Raw genomic sequence first — 17,840 nt, 5'->3', positions numbered from 1 at the left:
CAGGCTCAAGCAGCAGCAGGAAAAGGGGCTAAAAACCGGGGGGCAAGGTGCGTAAAGCTTGATCGGGATCAGCTGGCAAGGGCGAGCAAGCGGGCTGATCAACAGGGAGATGACCAGCCCGGGGGACTCAGCGGTGCAGTTCGCCGGCGCGCTCCGGCTGATAGACCACTTCCAAAATTTCTACCTCGATGGTGCGACCGGCCGGGCCCGGCCAGGCGATGCTGTCGCCCACTTTCAGGCCGAGCAGGGCGCTGCCTACCGGCGCCAGTACCGAGATGTTGCTCTCGTCGCCCTTGGCATCGCGCGGGTAGACCAGGGTGAGGCAGAACTCGTTGCCGCTGCTCTGCATCTTGAAGCGTACCTTGCTGTTCATGGTGACCACGTCCGGCGGCATGTCGGCCGGTTCGCGGATCTCGGCGCGGTCCAGCTCCTCTTGCAGGGCCAGATGCTGCGGATGGTTGCCGAGCAGTTGTTCGATACGGTCCAGATCAAGGCTGGAGATAACCAGATGAGGTTGTTTCATAAGATATTCCTTATCAATAGCGGATAGGCCCATACCGGCGGGTGCAGGTTGGCCATCACGCAAAGTGTTACAAAAATGGATTCAACAGGTTCAATCGATTGAAAATGCCATGCCCCCAAGCGACTCGCGGCCGAAGGAGCGAGGCGGGGGCTCAGCAGGGTGTGAGCAAATGCGAGGAAATAGCGAGTATTTTCATAGGGCTACCATAACCATTCTGGCCGGCCTTGGCAACCGCGATTGAGTGACTACTCAGGAGCCTGATAGTTGTACTGACGGATGATCCGCGCCAGTGTGCCATCATGGCGCATCTCGTCGATTACGGCTTGCCAGCGCTGCGCCTGTTTGAAGGGGAAATCCTTGTGAGCGGCCAGGAACAGTTGGGTGTTCATCAACACTTCCCCGCGAACCAGCTGTTGTGATGAGCGTTTGTCTTGTTGTTGGGCATACAGGATGACATTCCATGCGGCGACCCAGGCATCAATGCGACCGCGATGGAGTTTATGAGCGTTTAGTTGCTCATCTGCCACTGTCTCTCCCCGGATCCCGATGCGTTGCTTGAGTAGGTGTTGACCAAACGAGTAGCGCAGCACGCCCACATCAAGGTTTTTCAAATCGCTGCTTTTCAGTGCTTTTGGGTGAAACCGGCGATCGCTGACGATCAAAAACTGCTCATCGAGGATGGGCGTTACCCACTGATAGAGGTGCTCTCGCTGACTACTTCGCACGGGCGGTATCATCAATACATCGGGGCGGTGAATTGTCTGGGTCAGTGCACGTGGAAGTGGCATCAGCTCGATGGTCAGCGGCTCGCCTAGACGGCGGGCTGCTTCCTCCATGATCTCGATGGCGACACCGCTTGGTTTGCCGTGAGAGGAGCGAATGACGTAAGGGGGCAGCTCGGCCGCCACCAGCACAATAGCCTGGGCACCGGTGTTCACCAGCAATAACAGCAGGGCAAAAAAGGGCAGGCAGAGAGCGCGCATCAAGGTCGTGAGTCAGAGTCGAATGAGCAGAGTGTAACATTCCTGCCTGCGTTGTCGTTGGGCTCGCTGAGGGGTTGGGATCTCAGTCGAAGAAATCCCGCAGATCGCGCACTTCGTAATCAGCGAGTTGCTGCCAGGGGAGCTGAGCAGGCAGCTTGCGCAGGGTCACCTCCATCCGGTAGCTGCGATAGCCATCGAGACTGGCCGATTCGACCACCAGCGGGATCTGCCACTGACTCGACCAGAGAATCCGGGTTCGTTGCTGCCCTTCGCGCTTTTCATACCAGCGGGCCTGCTCGGGGGCGGCCTCATTCAGCGGGGTCATCCCCTCGATCAGCGCCGGGTTGACGAGATGGCGGATCCGCGGCCAGTCGGGTTTGAAGGCCACCTGGCCATACTCTTCCACCGGTACTTCAACCAGCTGGTTGTGCCAGCTGTCGGCATAGCGCAGCTGAAGTTCACCCTCATCACTGCGACTGACCCAGCGGGCCGCCATCTGGTGGGTAAAGTGCTTGTGGCCGGGCGTGGCGTCGTGAGTGGCGTGATAGGCACGGGCAAGGGGGAGGGGAATGAGCCGCTGGCTCCACACCTGATTGCCCACGCGCAGCCACTTCTCTTGCCAGACACTCTCTCTGGCGATGCCATCGCTGCCGGTGTTCCGGTCGTGATAGCTGATCCGGGCGGCGAGATCCGGGGGCGTGTCGTCAGCATGCAGGGGGAAGGCGAGGGTGCTGCCAAGCAGCCATAACGAAAGCAAAAGTCGCATCATCATCTGTCGCTCGAAAGAACCGGGGCCCGGGCCGCTGAGTCAATTGCTCAGATGCACCCGGGCCCCTGCTGCTTACAGGCCGAGCGCCTCCCGCAGTTTGCCAAACACCTTGGTGTTATCCAGTGTGCCTTTGAAGCGGTTGCTGCCGGCGCCATCGGCAAACAGCATCACATCGCCGCCGCCGTGGGTTTCCGATGTCAGTTTGACGCCGGTCTCCTGCAGATAGTCATTGGCCATCACCTGATCGCTGGTGAGGACGGAACGCACATCGGGGCGGTTGGGGCCGTTACCGAACACCAGGGTGGTGAAGGGCTTGCCATCCACGTCGTTCTGGGTCGAGCCGTCGCCATTTTTCACCAGATCCAGCACCGGACTGCCCTTGGCGGAGTAGCCGTTAATGGTCATGGTGTGGTCATGGTCGGCGGTGACCACGATCAGGGTATTGTTGAGATCCACTTTACCCAGCGCCGTCTTGACCGCCTCATCCAGTGCCACCGCGTCGGTGAGCGAGCGCTTGGCATTGGTGCCGTGCAGGGCGTGATCGATCCGGCCGCCTTCTACCATCAGGAAGTAACCCTGACTGTTCTTGCTCAGCAGGTCGATCGCCTTGGCGGTCATTTCGGAGAGGGACGGCTGGGTATTGGCAGCCCCCTTGGCGACCCGATCCAGCTCGTAGTCGAGGTGGGATTTGCTGCTGAACAGACCGAGCACCTTGCCACTGGTGACCTTGGCCAGTTCACTTTGGGTGGTGACATAGCTGTATCCCTGTGCCTTCATCTCCGCGGTCAGGTCGCGGTTGTCATTACGACCGCCCTTGTTGCTGGCGCTGTAGGGAGTCCAGTGGTTGGCGCCACCGCCCATCAGCACATCGACCCCATCCCCCAGCGCCTGGTTGAAACCAGTTCCTCCGGGAACAGCTTGTGCAGCGATGTCATAAGCGGCATCCCGATGGCAGATGTGGGCGTAGGTAGCCGCCGGGGTCGCGTGGGTCAGCTCGGTGGTGGTGACGGCCCCGACCGATTTGCCTGCCGCCTTGGCCAGCTCCAGGATGGTGGGCACCGGCTTGCCGTTATCGCTGCTGCAATTGTTGACTGTTTTGTTGCCATTGACGTCTTTGCCGGGGGCGACGGCTTTGGTGTCGCTGCTCATGGCGATCACCTCGTTGTTCATCTTGACCCCGGTGGTGTAGGCCGCCATGGAGGGGGCCGAGTCGGTGGTCTGGGCATCGTTGGAGAAGGTCTTGATGCGGGCACTGCGCGGCAGTTTCATCATCTCCAGATTGCCCTCTTCTCCCACCTTGAACAGGCGGGTGGCGGTGAGCACGGTGGGCCCCATGCCATCACCGATAAAGAGAATGACGTTTTTGGCATCAGCGGCCTGTGCCTGGGAGGTTGCGCCCAGCGCACTGAACAGGGCTGCGCAGACCAGCGTGTGCTTGATGGATGTGTTCATCTGTTTGCTCATGAAAGTGCTCCTTACAGCTTGGCCGCAGCCTTGATCTTGCCGAACACGGCGGTGTTATCGAGTGAGCCATGGAAGCTGTCAGCCCCCTTGCCGATGGCGCCGAGGAAGACATCTGTGCCGCCGTGGGTCTCGTTGCCGATCTCGCCCACCTTGACCACCACTTCCTGGTGGTAGTCATTGGCGGAGACGGTGGCATCGTCGAGCGGGGCGACGCTGCTGCGCGGGCCATCCACCCGGTTGTAGCCGTTGCCAAAACCTATGATGGTGTAGGGCATGCCCTCGCTATCCTTGCTTGGCTCGCCAGTCTCGTAGTTCTTCACCAGCCCGAGTACGCCGGGGTTGTCGGCAGTGGTCTTGCCGGTGCGCTTGGCATAGCCGTTGAGCACTAGCGTGTGGTCGTGGTCGGCGGTGACCACGATCAGGGTGTTTTTCAGCTCGGGGTCGCTCTTTTTCACCTCGTCGATGGCGGCCTTGATGGCGTTGTCGAAGGCGATGGTGTCCTGCAGCGCCCGCTTGGCGTTGGTGTCGTGCAGGGCGTGGTCGATACGGCCCCCTTCCACCATCAGGAAGTAACCCTTCTCTTTGCCCTTGAGCTGCTTGATGGCGGCCAGGGTCATCTGGGCCAGTGACGGCTCGCTGGCGGGGCGGTCCAGGTCATATTTCATGTGACTGGAACCAAACAGTCCCAGCAGCGGCTTGCCCGCATCGGCCTTGTTCAGCTCATCCAGATTGCTGGCAAACTGGTAGCCCTTGGCCTGCATTTCGCTGATGAGGTTGCGGCCATCCTCCCGCTTGCCCTTGTCGGCTTTGGGCAGGAAGAAACTGCTGCCGCCACCGAGCACCACATCCAGCCCCTCCTTGAGGGCGCTGTTGTATCCTTTGCCGCCCGGTACCAGCTGGACGGCGATATCGGCTTCCAGATCCCGGTTGCAGATATGGGCATAGGTAGCCGCCGGGGTGGCGTGGGTTACCCGGGTACTGGTCACCACGCCGGTACCGCGGCCATCGGCTTTGGCCAGCTCCAGCAGGGTGGTCACCGGCTTGCCGGCGCTCTTGCTGCAGTCACTCTCATAGGTGGCGTCGCCGTCCATGCTGATGACGCCGTTGTTGCTCTTGACCCCGGTCATGTAGGCCGCCATGGAGGGGGCCGAGTCAGTGACCTGGGCATCGTGGGAGAAGGTCTTGATAAAGGCCGTCTCTGGCAGGATATCGATGGTGAGATCACCCTCTTCGCCGACACCGTAGATGCGGGCGGCCGTCAGGGTGTTGAGGCCCATGCCGTCACCGAGGAAGAAGATGACGTTGGTGGGTTGGGCTGCGGGCTTGGTCGCCACCGTGTCATTGTCTGATTTGCAGCCGGCAGCCAGGGCGGCGCCGATCATCACTGCAAGTCCTGCCATTTTTCTCATTGGGGTTCGCTCCTTGTAAAACCTGAGCGCAGCCTAGAGGGGGCAGATGACACTTTTACTGACAATCGGTGACGGTTGTGTGAAAAGATGATAAAAATGTTACATTATATCAATGTGTTATCTATCAATTGAGCGGATTGGCCCGGCCGTTTCCGGCAAGGTTGCTTCGCCTCGGCGGTTTGCTGATTTGATGAGGTGATGGTTAGAATGACCTGTCAAAAGAGGCCCGCAGCAGGTAAAATGCGCCCCCTTCGTTCGATGCCCGCGGCAGAGCGCCTGTTGTTCCATTCGCGCGCCCGCAGCCCCCACAGAGAGTAACGGATATGTCCATCAACTGGTTCCCCGGTCACATGCACAAGGCCCGCAAAGAGATTGCCGAGGTCATGCCCCAGGTCGATGTGATCATCGAGATGCTCGATGCCCGCATCCCCTTCTCCAGCGAAAACCCGCTGGTACCCGAGCTGCGTGGTGACACCCCGGTGATCAAGGTGCTGAACAAGGCGGACCTCGCCGATCCGGCGATCACCGATCTGTGGGTGGCGCACATGGAAAAAGAGAAGGGGATTAAGGCGCTGCCGTTGACACAACAAGAGCCGGAGAAGATCAAACAACTGCTGACCCTCTGCCACGAGATGCTGCCGGAACGCAACTTTGAGCTGCGCGGCGTGCGGGCGATGATCATGGGGATCCCCAACGTGGGCAAGTCCACCCTGATCAATACCCTGGCCGGGCGCATCATCGCCCGTACCGGCAACGAGGCGGGGGTGACCAAGTCCCAGCAGCGGATCAAGCTGGATAACAACGTCATCCTGACCGATACCCCGGGTTTCCTCTGGCCCAAGCTCAACCCGCCCTCCTGCGGTTATCGTCTGGCCATCACCGCGGCCATTAAAGACACTGTGTTCGACTATGCCGATATCGCCATGTTCGCCGCTGACTACTTCATCAAGGCCTATCCGGAGCGGATCAAGGCGCGCTACCAGATTGACGAGTTGCCCGAAACCGAGATCGAGCTGCTGGAGATGATCGCTCGCCAGCGGGCCTTTATGCGCAAAGGGGGGCTGGCCGACTTGCACAAGGCGTCCGAGATCCTGATCAACGAGTTCCGCTCTGGACTGCTTGGCCGCATCTCGCTGGAGACGCCGGAAATGGTGAGCGTCGAGATTGTCGAAGCCGCCGCAGAAGCCGAGCAAAAAGCCAAAGAGAAGGCCGAGCGGGAAGAGGAGCGTCAAGCCCGCGCCCGCCGCAAGTACGCCCGCAAGCGTCAGAAATAGTTATCCTCAGGCGTCCCGAGCTTGCCCGACAACGAGCGAGCTTGTGTGACCGAGATGACGAAACAAGAAGAGGCGACCCCAGGGGTCGCCTCTTCTGTTTTATCTGGTGAAATGCCCGACATATAAAGGCATGTAATCAGCCAAAACGTTGTCGCGCCGTCTCAAACAGCGACATATGAAGCGGGATCAGCTGTTGCCAGTCGCGGCGATAGCCGCCACCGGGCACTGCAGCGATGGGCACGCCGTGCAGCAGTGCACAGTCAAACACCATGGCATCGCGCAGGCGAACCGCTTCATCACTCAGGGAGAGATAGCCAAGCTCGTCGGCATGATGCACATCGACGCCCGCCTGATAGAGGATGAGATCCGGCGAATAGAGGCGCAGTGCCAGTGAGAGCGCCTGTTGCAGTGTAGTGAGATAGGCATCGTCCGTCATGCCGCTAGGCAGCGGAAAATCGAGGTGAGAAGCGGCTTTGTGATGGGGAAAGTTGTGCTCCCCATGGAGGGAGAGGGTGATGATATCGCGCCGCCCAGTGCACAAGGCCGCACTGCCATCTCCCTGATGCACATCGAGATCGACGATGAGTACCTGTTCACAGCCCCCCTCGTCGAGGCAGGTCTGGGCGGCAATCACCAGATCGTTGAACAGACAAAAACCGCTGCCGTGATCCCGATGGGCGTGGTGATAGCCGCCGGAGATCTGCAAGCCGCAGCCCTGCTCAATTGCATAGCGGCTGGCGGCAATGGTGGCACCCACCGAGCGCAAGGTGCGCTCCATCAGCATGGGTGACCAGGGAAAACCAATCTTGCGGATGGCGCGATCTTCAAGCTGGCCGCTCAGGGCCGCCGCGACATAATCAGCATCGTGAATGCGGCAGATTTGCTCCCGGGTGGCCGCAGGTGCTTCGCCAAGGGGGTAACCCCGTGCCTGCAACTGCTCAAACAGCCCCTGATACTTGGCCAGCGGAAAGCGATGGCGTTCGGGTAACGTCAGGGAGGAGTAGAGGGGGTGATAGAAAATGCGCAACGACATGGTGCCATTCTCCCTGGCAAGGTGGCGCTTTCTATATATGGAATCAGCAGATGAACCCATATATGCACTCTCTATATAAAAAGAAAGAGGAAGCGCGTAAATCAAGGCGAGTCGTGAGTGAGGCCACAGGATATGGAAAAGGGGAGCTTGGCTCCCCTTTCTGTCAATATCTCAGCCCGGCTTATTGCTGCTGGATAACCCAGATCTGGAAGGCTTTGCGGGTTTCCGCATCCGCCTTGTTGTACCAGTTTTGCAGCTGGGTCAGGGCTTCCGGATTGCTCTGTGCCTTGCTCGGCGCAGCCACGACTGGTGCGCTGGCGGCTGCCATCACGGCAGCAGAGGAGACAGCAACGGTTTTGGGCTGGTTGAATGCTTTGCCCATGTTGATCAGCTCTTGCTGATAGTCACGGGTCAGCTGGAAGCCCTCTACTTTTGGCATCACGAATTGTTCGCTGCTCACTTGCTGCCCTGTGACCTTGTCTTTCAGCGCCACTTTCTGATCTTTCAGGAACTGTTTGGCTTCTGCTTCATTACGGGGCTTTTTATAGTCCAGCACCAGTTGCTGATTGTCGGCGGCGGTGAAGTTCAGCACCAGCGGCTCGGCGGTCACCAGCTTGATTTCGTTACGGCTGGAGTAGTTGCCTTCAAAGGCGACGACCAACTGGTGCTTGCCGGCAGAGAGGGGGAAGGTGCTGGTTTTGTCGAGCAGCTTGGGGTTGATGGATTGGCCATCGATCAGCTGCACGATGTAAGGGTTGGATACTTCCAGTTGGGCATCAGCCAGGGCGCTACCGGCCCACAACAGACCAGCCAGCGCCGGTACCAGAACAGTCAGTTTCATTTCATCTCCTTGAACAGTCAGGCGATTGCCCACTGAAAACAGGGGCTCATTTTTACAGGTTTGGCCTACTGCGGCAATGGCTCTTTCCGGTGACTAAAGAGTGGTCTGCTGTTGATTTTTTTATTTATACAGTGGTTTGATTACTCGATCCGCCGAGAGAACGGCGGGAGGGCATCGAGCAACCCCTTGCCATAACGTTTGGTCAGCAATCGCCGGTCAAGGATGGTGACCCGCCCCCGATCGGCCTCTTTGCGGATGAGTCGACCACAGGCCTGTATCAGTTTGCGCGATGCCTCCGGCACTGTCAGTTGCAGGAACGGGTTGCCTCCTCGCTGCTCCACCCACTCGGCGGTGGCCTCCTCGACCGGCGAGTTGGGCACCGCAAAGGGGAGCTTGGTGATCACCAGATTGGTAAGGTAGTGACCCGGCAGATCCAGCCCCTCCGAGAAGCTGCCGGTACCAAACAGGATGCTGGCCTGACCGCCATCGCATTTTTGCTTGTGCAGGGTGAGCAGGGCGCTACGGGAGGCTTCCCCCTGCACCAGCAGTGATAGTCCCTTGGCTCGCAAGCCAACAGCCACCTCATTCATCTGCCGGTAGGAGGAAAAGAGCACCAGACTCGCCTCCTTGCCCGCCAGAATGCGCGGCAGCACGCTGACAAGCTCGCTGGTAAAAGCAGGCGAGTTGGGTTCGTGCGCCATTTTGGGCAGATAGAGCTCGGCCTTTTGGTAGTCAAACGGTGAGCGCAGGCGCAGATATCGGGTGCCGTCATGCTCTTTGAGCCCTACCTGATGGCGAAAATAACTAAAGGATGAGAGGGCGGTGAGCGTTGCCGAGACCAGCACGGCCCCCAGGCATTTCGACCAGAGCCACTCCTCCAGCAGATATCCCACCTCTATGGGGGAGGCATGCAGCCAGATATCGCCATCATCGCTCTTGGCCATCCAGCGGGCGAGCGGGGTTTTGCCTGTCGGGATATGGCGCCCCAGCATCTCCCACAGGGCGCAGAAACTCTCCAGCCGCTGCAGATGAAAACCGCTCTCGGCCAGCAGGGGTTCTGCCTCCTTACGGCGGATCTCGCCATCTTTCAGTGCTTCACCGATCGCTCCCTGCATCCTATCCAGCGCCCGCAACGCTTTCTTGCTCGACTCCTTGAGGTTCTCTGCCAGCATGGGCAGGGGATCCGGCAACACCCCCTCGGCGAAACGATAGTGGGGGTCACTGCCAAACAGCCGATCGTTGGCGCCGAGCCACTGCTCGACCGCCTTCAAGTCGGGTTGGATGGAGGCCAGCGCATCCTGCAATTTGAGTTGGGGGTCGAGCAGGCTTTCCTTATTAAGCGTCCGCGCCAGCTTGCCTGCGCTTTGCACCAGCTTCTCCAGCCAGCGGCGTGAACCTTTGATACTGGCCGACGCCGCGCCGTGATCCCGGGCAATGGTAGGCAGGTGATGGGCTTCATCCAGTACATAGATGCATTCATCTGGGGGGGGCAGGATGATACCTCCGCCCATGGTGAGATCGGAAAGCAGCAGCGCATGGTTGACCACCAGTACATCGGCGCTATCCATGTCGTTGCGGGCGCGATGAAAGGGGCAGTGCTGGTGATGGCTCAGCGCTTTGTTGCAAGTATGACGGTCGGCGGCGATGCGATCCCAGCAAGTGTCGGGAATGGGCTCTGGCCAGTTGTCCCGATCCCCATCCCATTTGCCATTGGTGTAGGCCTGCCACAGGGCCTGGTAGCGATCTTTGTCGCTGTCAGATGGCTTGGATTTGCTCAGACTGCCAAAGTCGAGCTCAAAGTTGGCCATCTCGGCACCACTGGCTGCCTGCTCCAGCAGATGCTCGCAACAGTAGCGCTGGCGTCCTTTGACCAACATGAAACGAAACGGCAGCTCACTGTGGCGGTGGTAGAAGGGGAGGTCTTTGTGGATCAGCTGCTCTTGCAGCGCCACGGTGGCGGTGGAGATCACCAGCTTCTTCTGGGTAAGGCGAGCTACCGGAATAGCGCCTTGTGCATAGGAGAGTGATTTGCCGATGCCGGTGCCGGCTTCGGCAACCAGAATGCGGCGCTGTTTATCGTACTCCCCGGTTAACGTCTTGGCGATTTCGGCTACCAGAAAATTCTGCTCCTTGCGCGGTACAAAACCGGGTAATTCATCCGCAATCTGGCGATAAGTCTGACGGATGATGGCTTTGAGGCGAGTCGAGAGCATAAAGATAAAGTCAGCTTGGGAGTTAATCGGAAGACAAGGATACCCGTAACCCCTTGGAGAGGTCGAGGAGACATCCATTCTCACAATGGTTTCTCGCTACTTAGACAACCTTGGGGGTTTATCAGGCATCTGGCTTCATGCGCATACAAAACACACCGTTTAAGTTCAAAAAAGCAGCTAAATAGATTGCAAACGTTTCCCTTTTAGCTGCTTTTTAGGTGAGATCTGGCTCACATTTTTGTCTCCATGACTATGGTTTCCATAAAAAGTTCCAAGTTTTTTCATTGCGGTTCAAAAAATCCGGTGCTAGTCTCGGCGGCATAGTGATGCAAAGAACATCGCTAACACAGGGAATAACAACAACTTAGTGTTTAATTACAGTAGGCATTGGAAACTATGAAAAAGACAATTCTGGCTATTGCTATTCCGGCTCTGTTTGCATCCGCCGCTAACGCAGCAGTGATCTATGACAAAGACGGTACCACTTTCGACGTATACGGTCGTGTACAAGCTAACTACTACGGTGAACACGATGATACCGACGGCGAGCTGATTGGCTCCTCCCGTCTGGGTTGGTCCGGTAAAGTTGCTCTGAACAACACATGGTCCGGTATTGCCAAGACCGAGTGGCAAGTAGCTGCTGAAAACTCTGACAAGGGCAGCGACGGTAAGTCTAGCAAGTTCGACGCTCGTCATATCTATGCAGGTTTTGACGGCACCCAGTACGGTAAAATCATCTTTGGTCAGACCGACACCGCTTTCTACGACGTGCTGGAGCCGACCGATATTTTCAACGAATGGGGTGATGCAGGTAACTTCTATGACGGTCGTCAAGAAGGCCAGGTTATCTACTCCAACACCTTTGGTGGTTTCAAAGGCAAGGTTTCCTACCAGACCAACGACGACGTAGCTGTCAAGATCACCGACGTAGGTCAGAAAGTTAAAGAAGATGCAATCTTCGGTTCCGATGTTAAGCGTAAGAAAGCCTATGCAGCTGCCGCTGGTTACGACTTCGACTTCGGCCTGGGCTTCAATGCCGGTTATGCCTACTCTGATCTGCAGAACAAAGTTAACGGCAACACTGGTAAGAAAGACGAGTGGGCTGTTGGCGCGCACTACGCTATCAATGGTTTCTACTTTGCTGGTGTTTACACCGAAAGCCAAGTTAAGAACAAGAGCCTGGGTATGAAAGATGACGGCCGTGGCTACGAGCTGGCTGCATCTTACAACGTAGACGCCTGGACCTTCCTGGCTGGCTACAACTTCAAAGAAGGCAAGGCCAACGCTCAAGCTGCCGGTTCTACTTACAAGGATCTGGTTGACGAAACTCTGCTGGGTGTTCAGTACGCCTTCACTCCGAAGCTGAAAGCTTACACCGAGTACAAGATCCAGGGTATCGAGAAGCATGACGACGAGTGGACTGTTGCTCTGCAGTACAACTTCTAATAAGTTGCACATGAGTAATATCCAGGCTTGAGTCTTTGACCAGGCTACGATTGGCCGAGATAATTTCTCGGCCATTTTCTTTTTTGGCGACAACGTATTGGCGCCATGATAAATCGCTGGATTGCTGTGTTAAGTGAGCTTTGGCAAACCATCTGTCTCGGTTAATCTCTCCTGCTTCCTGCTTCCTGCTTCCTGCTTCCTGCTTCCTGCTTCCTGCTTCCTGCTTCCTGCTTATCTCTTTGATGGGAGGCACTGTTCTTCTTTGCGTCGTACAGCCTTGCTCGCAGCCGTTTGGTTTGACCGTTAGAATCTGGCAGCCCTTGCAAGGGGCGGTGCTATTTGCGCGGATTGCGTGGATATTGAGGAGGCATACTTGCTGGATGTGAGGCAGCGCCAGATGAGGGCATTGAGGCCAGTCAGCGGTGGGGCTCGACGTAAGGCCGAGCGTGACTGACGTCAGTGTTTAAATATGTAACAAATAAAATGGGAAGATGCTCAGGCATCTTCCCATTCTGGCGATATGAGGTAGCTGCTTTTGCAGGATCAGCCGTGTTGGCGGCGGTCGTTGGCCTGGGCCAGCAGCATGCGGCTTTCACGCAGGAACTGGTCGGCATGCTCGCCGAAGAAACCGGAGACTTGCGAGAAGGCCTCGATGAAACCGTCCCTGTCCCCCCGCTCCAAGAGCCCCAGCGCTTCGCCGAAGTTTTGGTAGTAGCGGCGGATCATCGCCAGATTCTGCGGTGACGACAAAATGATGTCGGCATAGAGGTGGGGATCCTGAGCAAACAGCCGCCCCACCATGGCGAGCTCCAGCCGGTAGATGGGGGAGCTCAAACTCAGCAGGCGATCCAGATTGGCCTGCTCCCGGGAGAGGTGCCAGCCATAGGCAAAGGTGGCGAAGTGACGCAGTGCCTGAATGAGGGTCATCGCCTCATCGTGGGCCTTGGCTTCCACCTGTTGCAAGCGGGCGCCCCAGATGGTCATCTGATCCAGCAGCCATTGGCTGGCGACGGGGTTACGACCCTGGCAGCAGACGATCACCTGCTTGGCGAGACTCGCCACATCCGGCCCGAACATGGGGTGCAGTCCCAGTACCGGCCCCTGATGTACCGCCAGCATATGTTCGAGCGGCGCCGCTTTTACGCTGGTGACATCCACCAGCAGGCAGTGGGCGGGCAAGTTGCCGAGGCGGTCGATGATCTGGCAGGTGATATCGATGGGCACCGCCACCATCACCAGACCCGCGTCGGCGAGGATCTCGTCAGCGCGTGGCCAGTCGGCTTGCTCCAGCGTCTCGACCCGATAGCCTGAGAGGCTGAACATATGACCGAACAGCCGACCAAGCTGGCCCTGACCACCGATGATGACCACTTTGCCAAGGTCCGGCTTTATGCATTTGAAGCCGGTATCTTTCTCGCTGGCGTAAGATTCGCGCATCACCCGGCGCAGTACGTCTTCGATGAGATCGCCGGGCACTCCCAACTGCTCGGCCTCGGCGCGGCGGCGGGCCAGCATGCTCGCTTCCCGATCCGGTGCATAGATGGGCAGGCCGTAGCGACTCTTTACCTCACCCACTTCTCCCACCAGGGCCAGACGGGCGGCCAGCAGATCGATAAGCTGCTTGTCCACCGCATCTATCTTGTCCCTGAGTACATTCAACTCTTCAGCCATATCCAGTCCCTGCTGGCGCCGCAGCGGCGGCGCCCTGAAATTCAAGATGCAACAAGGTATCACGGCGTGAGCGGCTTGATGCCACCAGCGGTGATACCTCGATTGTTCAATAGGTTACGACAAGATACCACGGCTTACCGCGCAGTTCTGCCCTTGAGAGGGTCAGCCAGCTGGCTGTGGCAGCGGGCCAGCAGGGTGGCGGTGGTGTCCCAGTCGATGCAGGCATCTGTGATGGAGACCCCGTAGCGCATCTGCTCCTTGGGCTGCTCGCTGGACTGGTTGCCCTCGAACAGGTTGGATTCGAGCATCACCCCGATGATGGAGCGGTTGCCCTCCTGGATCTGGTGGATGACGTTGTCGGCCACCTTGGGTTGCAAACGGTGATCCTTGCTGGAGTTGCCGTGGCTGCAATCCACCACAAGGCTCGGCAGCAGGCCCGCTTTCTCCAGCGCCTCTTCCGCCAGCGACACGTTGACCGAGTCGTAGTTGGGATGTTTGCCGCCGCGCAGGATCACGTGGCCATCCGGGTTGCCCTGGGTCTGCAGCAGCGCAACCTGGCCCTGCTGGTTGATCCCCATAAAGGCGTGAGGGGAGGAGGCCGCCTGCAGCGCATTGATGGCGGTCCCCAGGTTGCCGTCGGTGCCGTTCTTGAAGCCGACCGGCATGGAGAGGCCGGACGCCATCTCCCTGTGGGTCTGGGATTCGGTGGTGCGGGCGCCGATAGCCGACCAAGAGAAGAGCTCGGCCAGGTATTGTGGGCTGATGGGGTCGAGCGCTTCGGTGGCCAGCGGCAACTCCAGCTCCGCCAGCCAGCAGAGCAGCTCGCGGGCACGATGAAGCCCCAGCTCCACATCGAAGGTGCCATCCAGATTGGGGTCGTTGATAAAGCCTTTCCAGCCGACTGTGGTGCGCGGCTTCTCAAAGTAGACCCGCATGACAATGTAGAGAGAGTCCTGATAGGCATCATGCAGCGCTTTGAGTCTGGTTGCGTACTCTTTGGCGGCGTCCATATCGTGGATGGAGCAGGGACCACAGATCACCAGCAAGCGGTGATCGCGACGGTGGATGATGTCGGCGATGGTATTGCGGGCCCCTTGCACGAATGCCAGCGCTTTGTCGGAGATGGGTAACTTCTCCTTGAGCTGGGCAGGCGTGATCATCACTTGTTCGGACTGGATATGGATGTTGTTCAGGGGGTCTCTTTGCATGATTTCATTCTCTCTACTGTATTAAGCCAAAAGCGATTGTACCGATATGTTTACGTTGGTACCTGCTTTGTTACGCAACCGCCCTCACCTTACCAAGGAAAAACAAACAATCAAGTGAAACTAGCGGATTTACCGCTAAAAAGTCAGATAAAGGAGCTGCTATATAGTGCGAACAGGAATAATACAGAGAGGTTTTCGGAGGGTTAATGGTTATTTTGTAATTTAATGTTTACAGTTTGAGGCGTAAAGGCTGCATTGTTCAGCTGTTCGAGCACAGTGAATGTCATCTCTGCTGCACAGCTACGCGATGGCAATGATGGTGTGAGGTGGCTATCTGGTCAGCCATAGAAAGAGGGAGCCATGATGGCTCCCTTTGCGGTAGGAAGGGGGATCCCGTCTGGCTGCGGATCAGCGCTTTTGTTTTTCCTGCAGCTCTTTGTTCAGGCGAGTGAGCATCCCCTGGGTGACCAGCACTATGCCCTGCTCGGAGCGGTGGAAGCGACGTGCATCTTCATCGGCGTTTTCACCGATCACCGTGCCTTCCGGCAGTTTGCACCCCTTGTCGATCACCACCCGGCGCAGTCGGCAACCGGCACCAATCTCCACACCCGGGAAGATAACGGCCTGATCCAGAGTGCAAAAGGAGTCGACCCGCACATTGGTAAAGAGCACCGAACTCAGGATGAAAGAGCCACTGACGATGGTGCCCCCGGCAAACATGGAGTTGATGGTCATGCCGTGCTGGCCGTTTCGGTCCTGCACGAACTTGGCGGGAGGAGTCATGTTCTGACTGGTCCAGATGGGCCAGTCCTGATCGTAGATATCGAGCTCCGGCGTGACGGAAGCGAGATCCATATTGGCCTCCCAGAAGGAGTCCACGGTGCCCACATCGCGCCAGTAGGGGCGGCGATCCGGACAGCAGCCGACACAGGACATGCCAAACGGGTGAGCGAATGCGGTGCCCTCTTTCACCACGCGGGGGATCACGTCCATGCCGAAATCGTGATGGGACTGCTCGTTGGCAATGTCCTCTTCCAGCAGCTGATAGAGATACTCCGCATCGAAGATATAGACGCCCATTGAGGCCAGCGCGGTGTCGGCCTTGCCCGGCATGGCGGGCGGGTTAGCAGGCTTTTCGACGAAGGCATTGATCTTGCGATCATCATCCACCGCCATTACACCGAAGGCGCTTGCTTCACTGCGTGGCACCTCGATGCAGGCAACGGTCACCTTGGCGCCCATATTGACGTGGTCGAGCAGCATGGCGGCGTAATCCATCTTGTAGATGTGATCGCCTGCCAGCACCACCACATATTTGGGGGCGTGATCGCGGATGATATCCAGATTCTGGTAGACCGCATCGGCGGTACCCCGATACCAGTTCACCTCATCCACCCGCTGCTGGGCAGGGAGCAGATCGATAAACTCGTTCATCTGGTAGCGCAGGAAAGACCAGCCCGATTGGAGATGGCGCAACAGGCTGTGGGATTTGTACTGGGTCACGACACCTACCCGACGAATGCCGGAGTTGATGCAGTTGGAGAGCACGAAATCGATGATGCGGAATTTGCCGCCGAAATGAACGGCAGGTTTTGCACGGTTGTCGGTTAACTGTTTGAGGCGACTACCCCGCCCTCCTGCGAGTACCAAAGCCATGGTCTCGTTCAGCAACTGTCTGGATTTTGCTGTATTGGCAGGTTGTAACAACATCTCATATCCCTTTGTAGATAAATCACTACAATGTTGCCTCCTTTGAGCCCTCAAGAAAGTGCTTTCAGTCACATTTTATGGTTTCTGACGTAATAAAATGACCTTTTTGTTATTAAAAATGACGGGTTGATCCGTCATTGCTTTCAATATGGTCAGTTGTCAATTGAAGCGAGCCGAGCAAAAAAAGGGGCGGCGAGAGACCGAGAGGAGGGATGGAAAAAGCCCCTGCCAATGGTTGGCAGGGGCACGGTTCGTTGAGACTCGGTAAGCCGGGCCTGGTTAACAAGGTTCAGGCTGCGTTGGCCAGTGGCTCCTCGCTCTTCTTCTGGTAGGCCTGCGGGGTGAGCCCAAGCAGCTCCTGCACGGTCGAGGCGACGGTAATGGAGGAGACGGTGCCCACCAGGATCCCGGCAAACAGGGTGAAGGAGAAGCCGTAGAGGGCGTCACCGCCAAACAGCAACAATGCGCCCACGGTAAACAGGGTGGTGCCCGAAGTGATCATGGTGCGACTGAAGGTCGCCTTGATGGCCACATCGGAGCATTCGTGGATGCCCATCTGGGTACGCGAGCTCAGCAGATCCCGCAACCTGTCCGAGATGACGATGCTGTCGTTGAGGGAGTAGCCGATCACCGCCATCAAACCGGCGATGATGTTCAGATCGAATTCGATCTGAAAGAGTGACAGCAGCCCCAGCGCCACGATGGCGTCATGGACCACCGAGAGCAGGATGCCGATGGCCTGACGCCACTCGAAGCGAAACGCCAGATAGGCCGACATCGCCAGCGAAGCGACCAGCACGGCCAGCATCCCCTGCTGGAACAGTTCGGCACCCACCTGAGGGCCGACGATGGTGGTGCGCAGCAACTCGACCGGCATCCCCAGCTGTTGGGTCAGCATGGTGGCGAGATCCGCCGCGGGCCAGGGCAGTTCGTGGGGGGGCAGCTTGATCAGCCACTCGCCGGGAATACCGGCCGAGCTGAGCTCAACGGCCCCCGCCAGCGGGGAGACCAGCATGGCATTGAGCTCATGGGCCTCTTTCAGGGTCTGGATATGAAGCTCCAGCAGGATCCCGCCGGTAAAATCGAGCCCCAGTGTCAGGCCGTTCACCAGCAAGATGGCGACGCTGGCCACGGTCAGCAGGATAGAAGCCCACAGGCCAATATAACGCCAACGGGTCAGCCCCATGGCAACGATCATTCTCAACATAATTTTCTCCTTGGCCAGCCAGCATCTGGCTGTTGGCCCATCACGACGTGTCGCGACACGCCGGGAAATAGTGTTCTGCTTTGGCCGCC

Annotated in this window: 14 protein-coding genes; 2 read left to right on the top strand and 12 right to left on the bottom strand. The window is 57.9% G+C overall.

The features are described from left to right. Positions 1-127: 127 nt before the first annotated feature. The 5 genes from rnk to G5171_RS09510 all read right to left on the bottom strand — a co-directional run bounded on the left by rnk (position 128) and on the right by G5171_RS09510 (position 5,148). Positions 128-523 carry a nucleoside diphosphate kinase regulator gene (gene rnk, locus G5171_RS09530; protein ID WP_005334070.1) on the bottom strand — a complete coding sequence of 132 codons (396 nt, stop codon included), beginning with the start codon at positions 521-523 and terminating at the stop codon, positions 128-130. Between the two features lie 245 nt (positions 524-768). Beyond that, entirely contained in the window at positions 769-1,506 is a 738-nt protein-coding gene (locus G5171_RS09525; protein WP_128836039.1) for a substrate-binding periplasmic protein, read from the bottom strand. A gap of 82 nt (positions 1,507-1,588) precedes the next feature. Next, on the bottom strand, positions 1,589-2,275 hold the full coding sequence (locus G5171_RS09520) for a hypothetical protein (RefSeq protein WP_421260121.1): 687 nt from the start codon (positions 2,273-2,275) through the stop codon (positions 1,589-1,591). A gap of 72 nt (positions 2,276-2,347) precedes the next feature. Next, positions 2,348-3,739: an alkaline phosphatase gene (locus G5171_RS09515; protein ID WP_421260092.1), complete on the bottom strand. Its 1,392-nt coding sequence runs from the start codon at positions 3,737-3,739 to the stop codon at positions 2,348-2,350. Positions 3,740-3,750: 11 nt separating this feature from the next. After that, on the bottom strand, positions 3,751-5,148 hold the full coding sequence (locus G5171_RS09510; protein WP_421260091.1) for an alkaline phosphatase: 1,398 nt from the start codon (positions 5,146-5,148) through the stop codon (positions 3,751-3,753). Between the two features lie 323 nt (positions 5,149-5,471). On the opposite strand from G5171_RS09510, the gene ylqF reads away from it, so the two are divergent. Then, entirely contained in the window at positions 5,472-6,422 is a 951-nt protein-coding gene (gene ylqF, locus G5171_RS09505) for a ribosome biogenesis GTPase YlqF (protein ID WP_005334061.1), read from the top strand. Between the two features lie 136 nt (positions 6,423-6,558). Here ylqF and G5171_RS09500 read toward each other — a convergent pair whose 3' ends face one another. The 3 genes from G5171_RS09500 to dinG form a co-directional block, all read right to left on the bottom strand. After that, complete coding sequence (locus G5171_RS09500) at positions 6,559-7,455, bottom strand: histone deacetylase (protein WP_421243973.1); 897 nt, start codon at positions 7,453-7,455, stop codon at positions 6,559-6,561. A gap of 181 nt (positions 7,456-7,636) precedes the next feature. Further along, on the bottom strand, positions 7,637-8,296 hold the full coding sequence (locus tag G5171_RS09495) for a DUF2057 domain-containing protein (protein ID WP_005344612.1): 660 nt from the start codon (positions 8,294-8,296) through the stop codon (positions 7,637-7,639). 140 nt (positions 8,297-8,436) lie between these two features. Beyond that, complete coding sequence (gene dinG, locus G5171_RS09490) at positions 8,437-10,509, bottom strand: ATP-dependent DNA helicase DinG (RefSeq protein WP_216979049.1); 2,073 nt, start codon at positions 10,507-10,509, stop codon at positions 8,437-8,439. Between the two features lie 396 nt (positions 10,510-10,905). Here dinG and G5171_RS09485 point away from each other — a divergent pair, with 396 nt between their 5' ends. After that, a complete protein-coding gene (locus G5171_RS09485) occupies positions 10,906-11,955 on the top strand; it encodes a porin (RefSeq protein ID WP_005344614.1) in 1,050 nt (349 codons plus the stop codon). A gap of 543 nt (positions 11,956-12,498) precedes the next feature. Here G5171_RS09485 and tyrA read toward each other — a convergent pair. From tyrA to secF, 4 genes are all read right to left on the bottom strand, one after another. Continuing rightward, positions 12,499-13,626, bottom strand: coding sequence for a bifunctional chorismate mutase/prephenate dehydrogenase (gene tyrA, locus G5171_RS09480; RefSeq protein WP_421251210.1), 1,128 nt, complete (start codon positions 13,624-13,626; stop codon positions 12,499-12,501). Positions 13,627-13,760: 134 nt separating this feature from the next. After that, the gene (locus tag G5171_RS09475) at positions 13,761-14,834 is read right to left on the bottom strand and encodes a 3-deoxy-7-phosphoheptulonate synthase (RefSeq protein WP_421243971.1); all 1,074 of its coding nucleotides are present in this window, start codon (positions 14,832-14,834) and stop codon (positions 13,761-13,763) included. 408 nt (positions 14,835-15,242) lie between these two features. Beyond that, a complete protein-coding gene (glgC, locus tag G5171_RS09470; protein WP_158112320.1) occupies positions 15,243-16,544 on the bottom strand; it encodes a glucose-1-phosphate adenylyltransferase in 1,302 nt (433 codons plus the stop codon). 289 nt (positions 16,545-16,833) lie between these two features. Beyond that, positions 16,834-17,751: a protein translocase subunit SecF gene (secF, locus tag G5171_RS09465; RefSeq protein WP_421260090.1), complete on the bottom strand. Its 918-nt coding sequence runs from the start codon at positions 17,749-17,751 to the stop codon at positions 16,834-16,836. Between the last annotated feature and the right edge of the window lie 89 nt (positions 17,752-17,840).

Source organism: Aeromonas sp. 600774, from assembly GCF_049175075.1.
GTDB classification, from domain to species: domain Bacteria; phylum Pseudomonadota; class Gammaproteobacteria; order Enterobacterales; family Aeromonadaceae; genus Aeromonas; species Aeromonas veronii_A.
Note: the sequence above shows the minus strand (reverse complement) of the source record. Positions and strands in the feature narration are given on the sequence as shown.

Bases quoted from the DNA above. Each gene is read 5' to 3' on its own strand.
- rnk (WP_005334070.1), bottom strand. From the start codon at position 523: ATGAAACAACCTCATCTGGTTATCTCCAGCCTTGATCTGGACCGTATC.
- G5171_RS09520 (WP_421260121.1), bottom strand. From the start codon at position 2,275: ATGATGCGACTTTTGCTTTCGTTATGGCTGCTTGGCAGCACCCTCGCC.
- G5171_RS09475 (WP_421243971.1), bottom strand. From the start codon at position 14,834: ATGCAAAGAGACCCCCTGAACAACATCCATATCCAGTCCGAACAAGTG.
- glgC (WP_158112320.1), bottom strand. From the start codon at position 16,544: ATGTTGTTACAACCTGCCAATACAGCAAAATCCAGACAGTTGCTGAAC.
- G5171_RS09510 (WP_421260091.1), bottom strand. From the start codon at position 5,148: ATGAGAAAAATGGCAGGACTTGCAGTGATGATCGGCGCCGCCCTGGCT.
- G5171_RS09495 (WP_005344612.1), bottom strand. From the start codon at position 8,296: ATGAAACTGACTGTTCTGGTACCGGCGCTGGCTGGTCTGTTGTGGGCC.
- ylqF (WP_005334061.1), top strand. From the start codon at position 5,472: ATGTCCATCAACTGGTTCCCCGGTCACATGCACAAGGCCCGCAAAGAG.
- dinG (WP_216979049.1), bottom strand. From the start codon at position 10,509: ATGCTCTCGACTCGCCTCAAAGCCATCATCCGTCAGACTTATCGCCAG.
- G5171_RS09500 (WP_421243973.1), bottom strand. From the start codon at position 7,455: ATGTCGTTGCGCATTTTCTATCACCCCCTCTACTCCTCCCTGACGTTA.
- G5171_RS09515 (WP_421260092.1), bottom strand. From the start codon at position 3,739: ATGAGCAAACAGATGAACACATCCATCAAGCACACGCTGGTCTGCGCA.
- secF (WP_421260090.1), bottom strand. From the start codon at position 17,751: ATGTTGAGAATGATCGTTGCCATGGGGCTGACCCGTTGGCGTTATATT.
- tyrA (WP_421251210.1), bottom strand. From the start codon at position 13,626: ATGGCTGAAGAGTTGAATGTACTCAGGGACAAGATAGATGCGGTGGAC.
- G5171_RS09485 (WP_005344614.1), top strand. From the start codon at position 10,906: ATGAAAAAGACAATTCTGGCTATTGCTATTCCGGCTCTGTTTGCATCC.
- G5171_RS09525 (WP_128836039.1), bottom strand. From the start codon at position 1,506: ATGCGCGCTCTCTGCCTGCCCTTTTTTGCCCTGCTGTTATTGCTGGTG.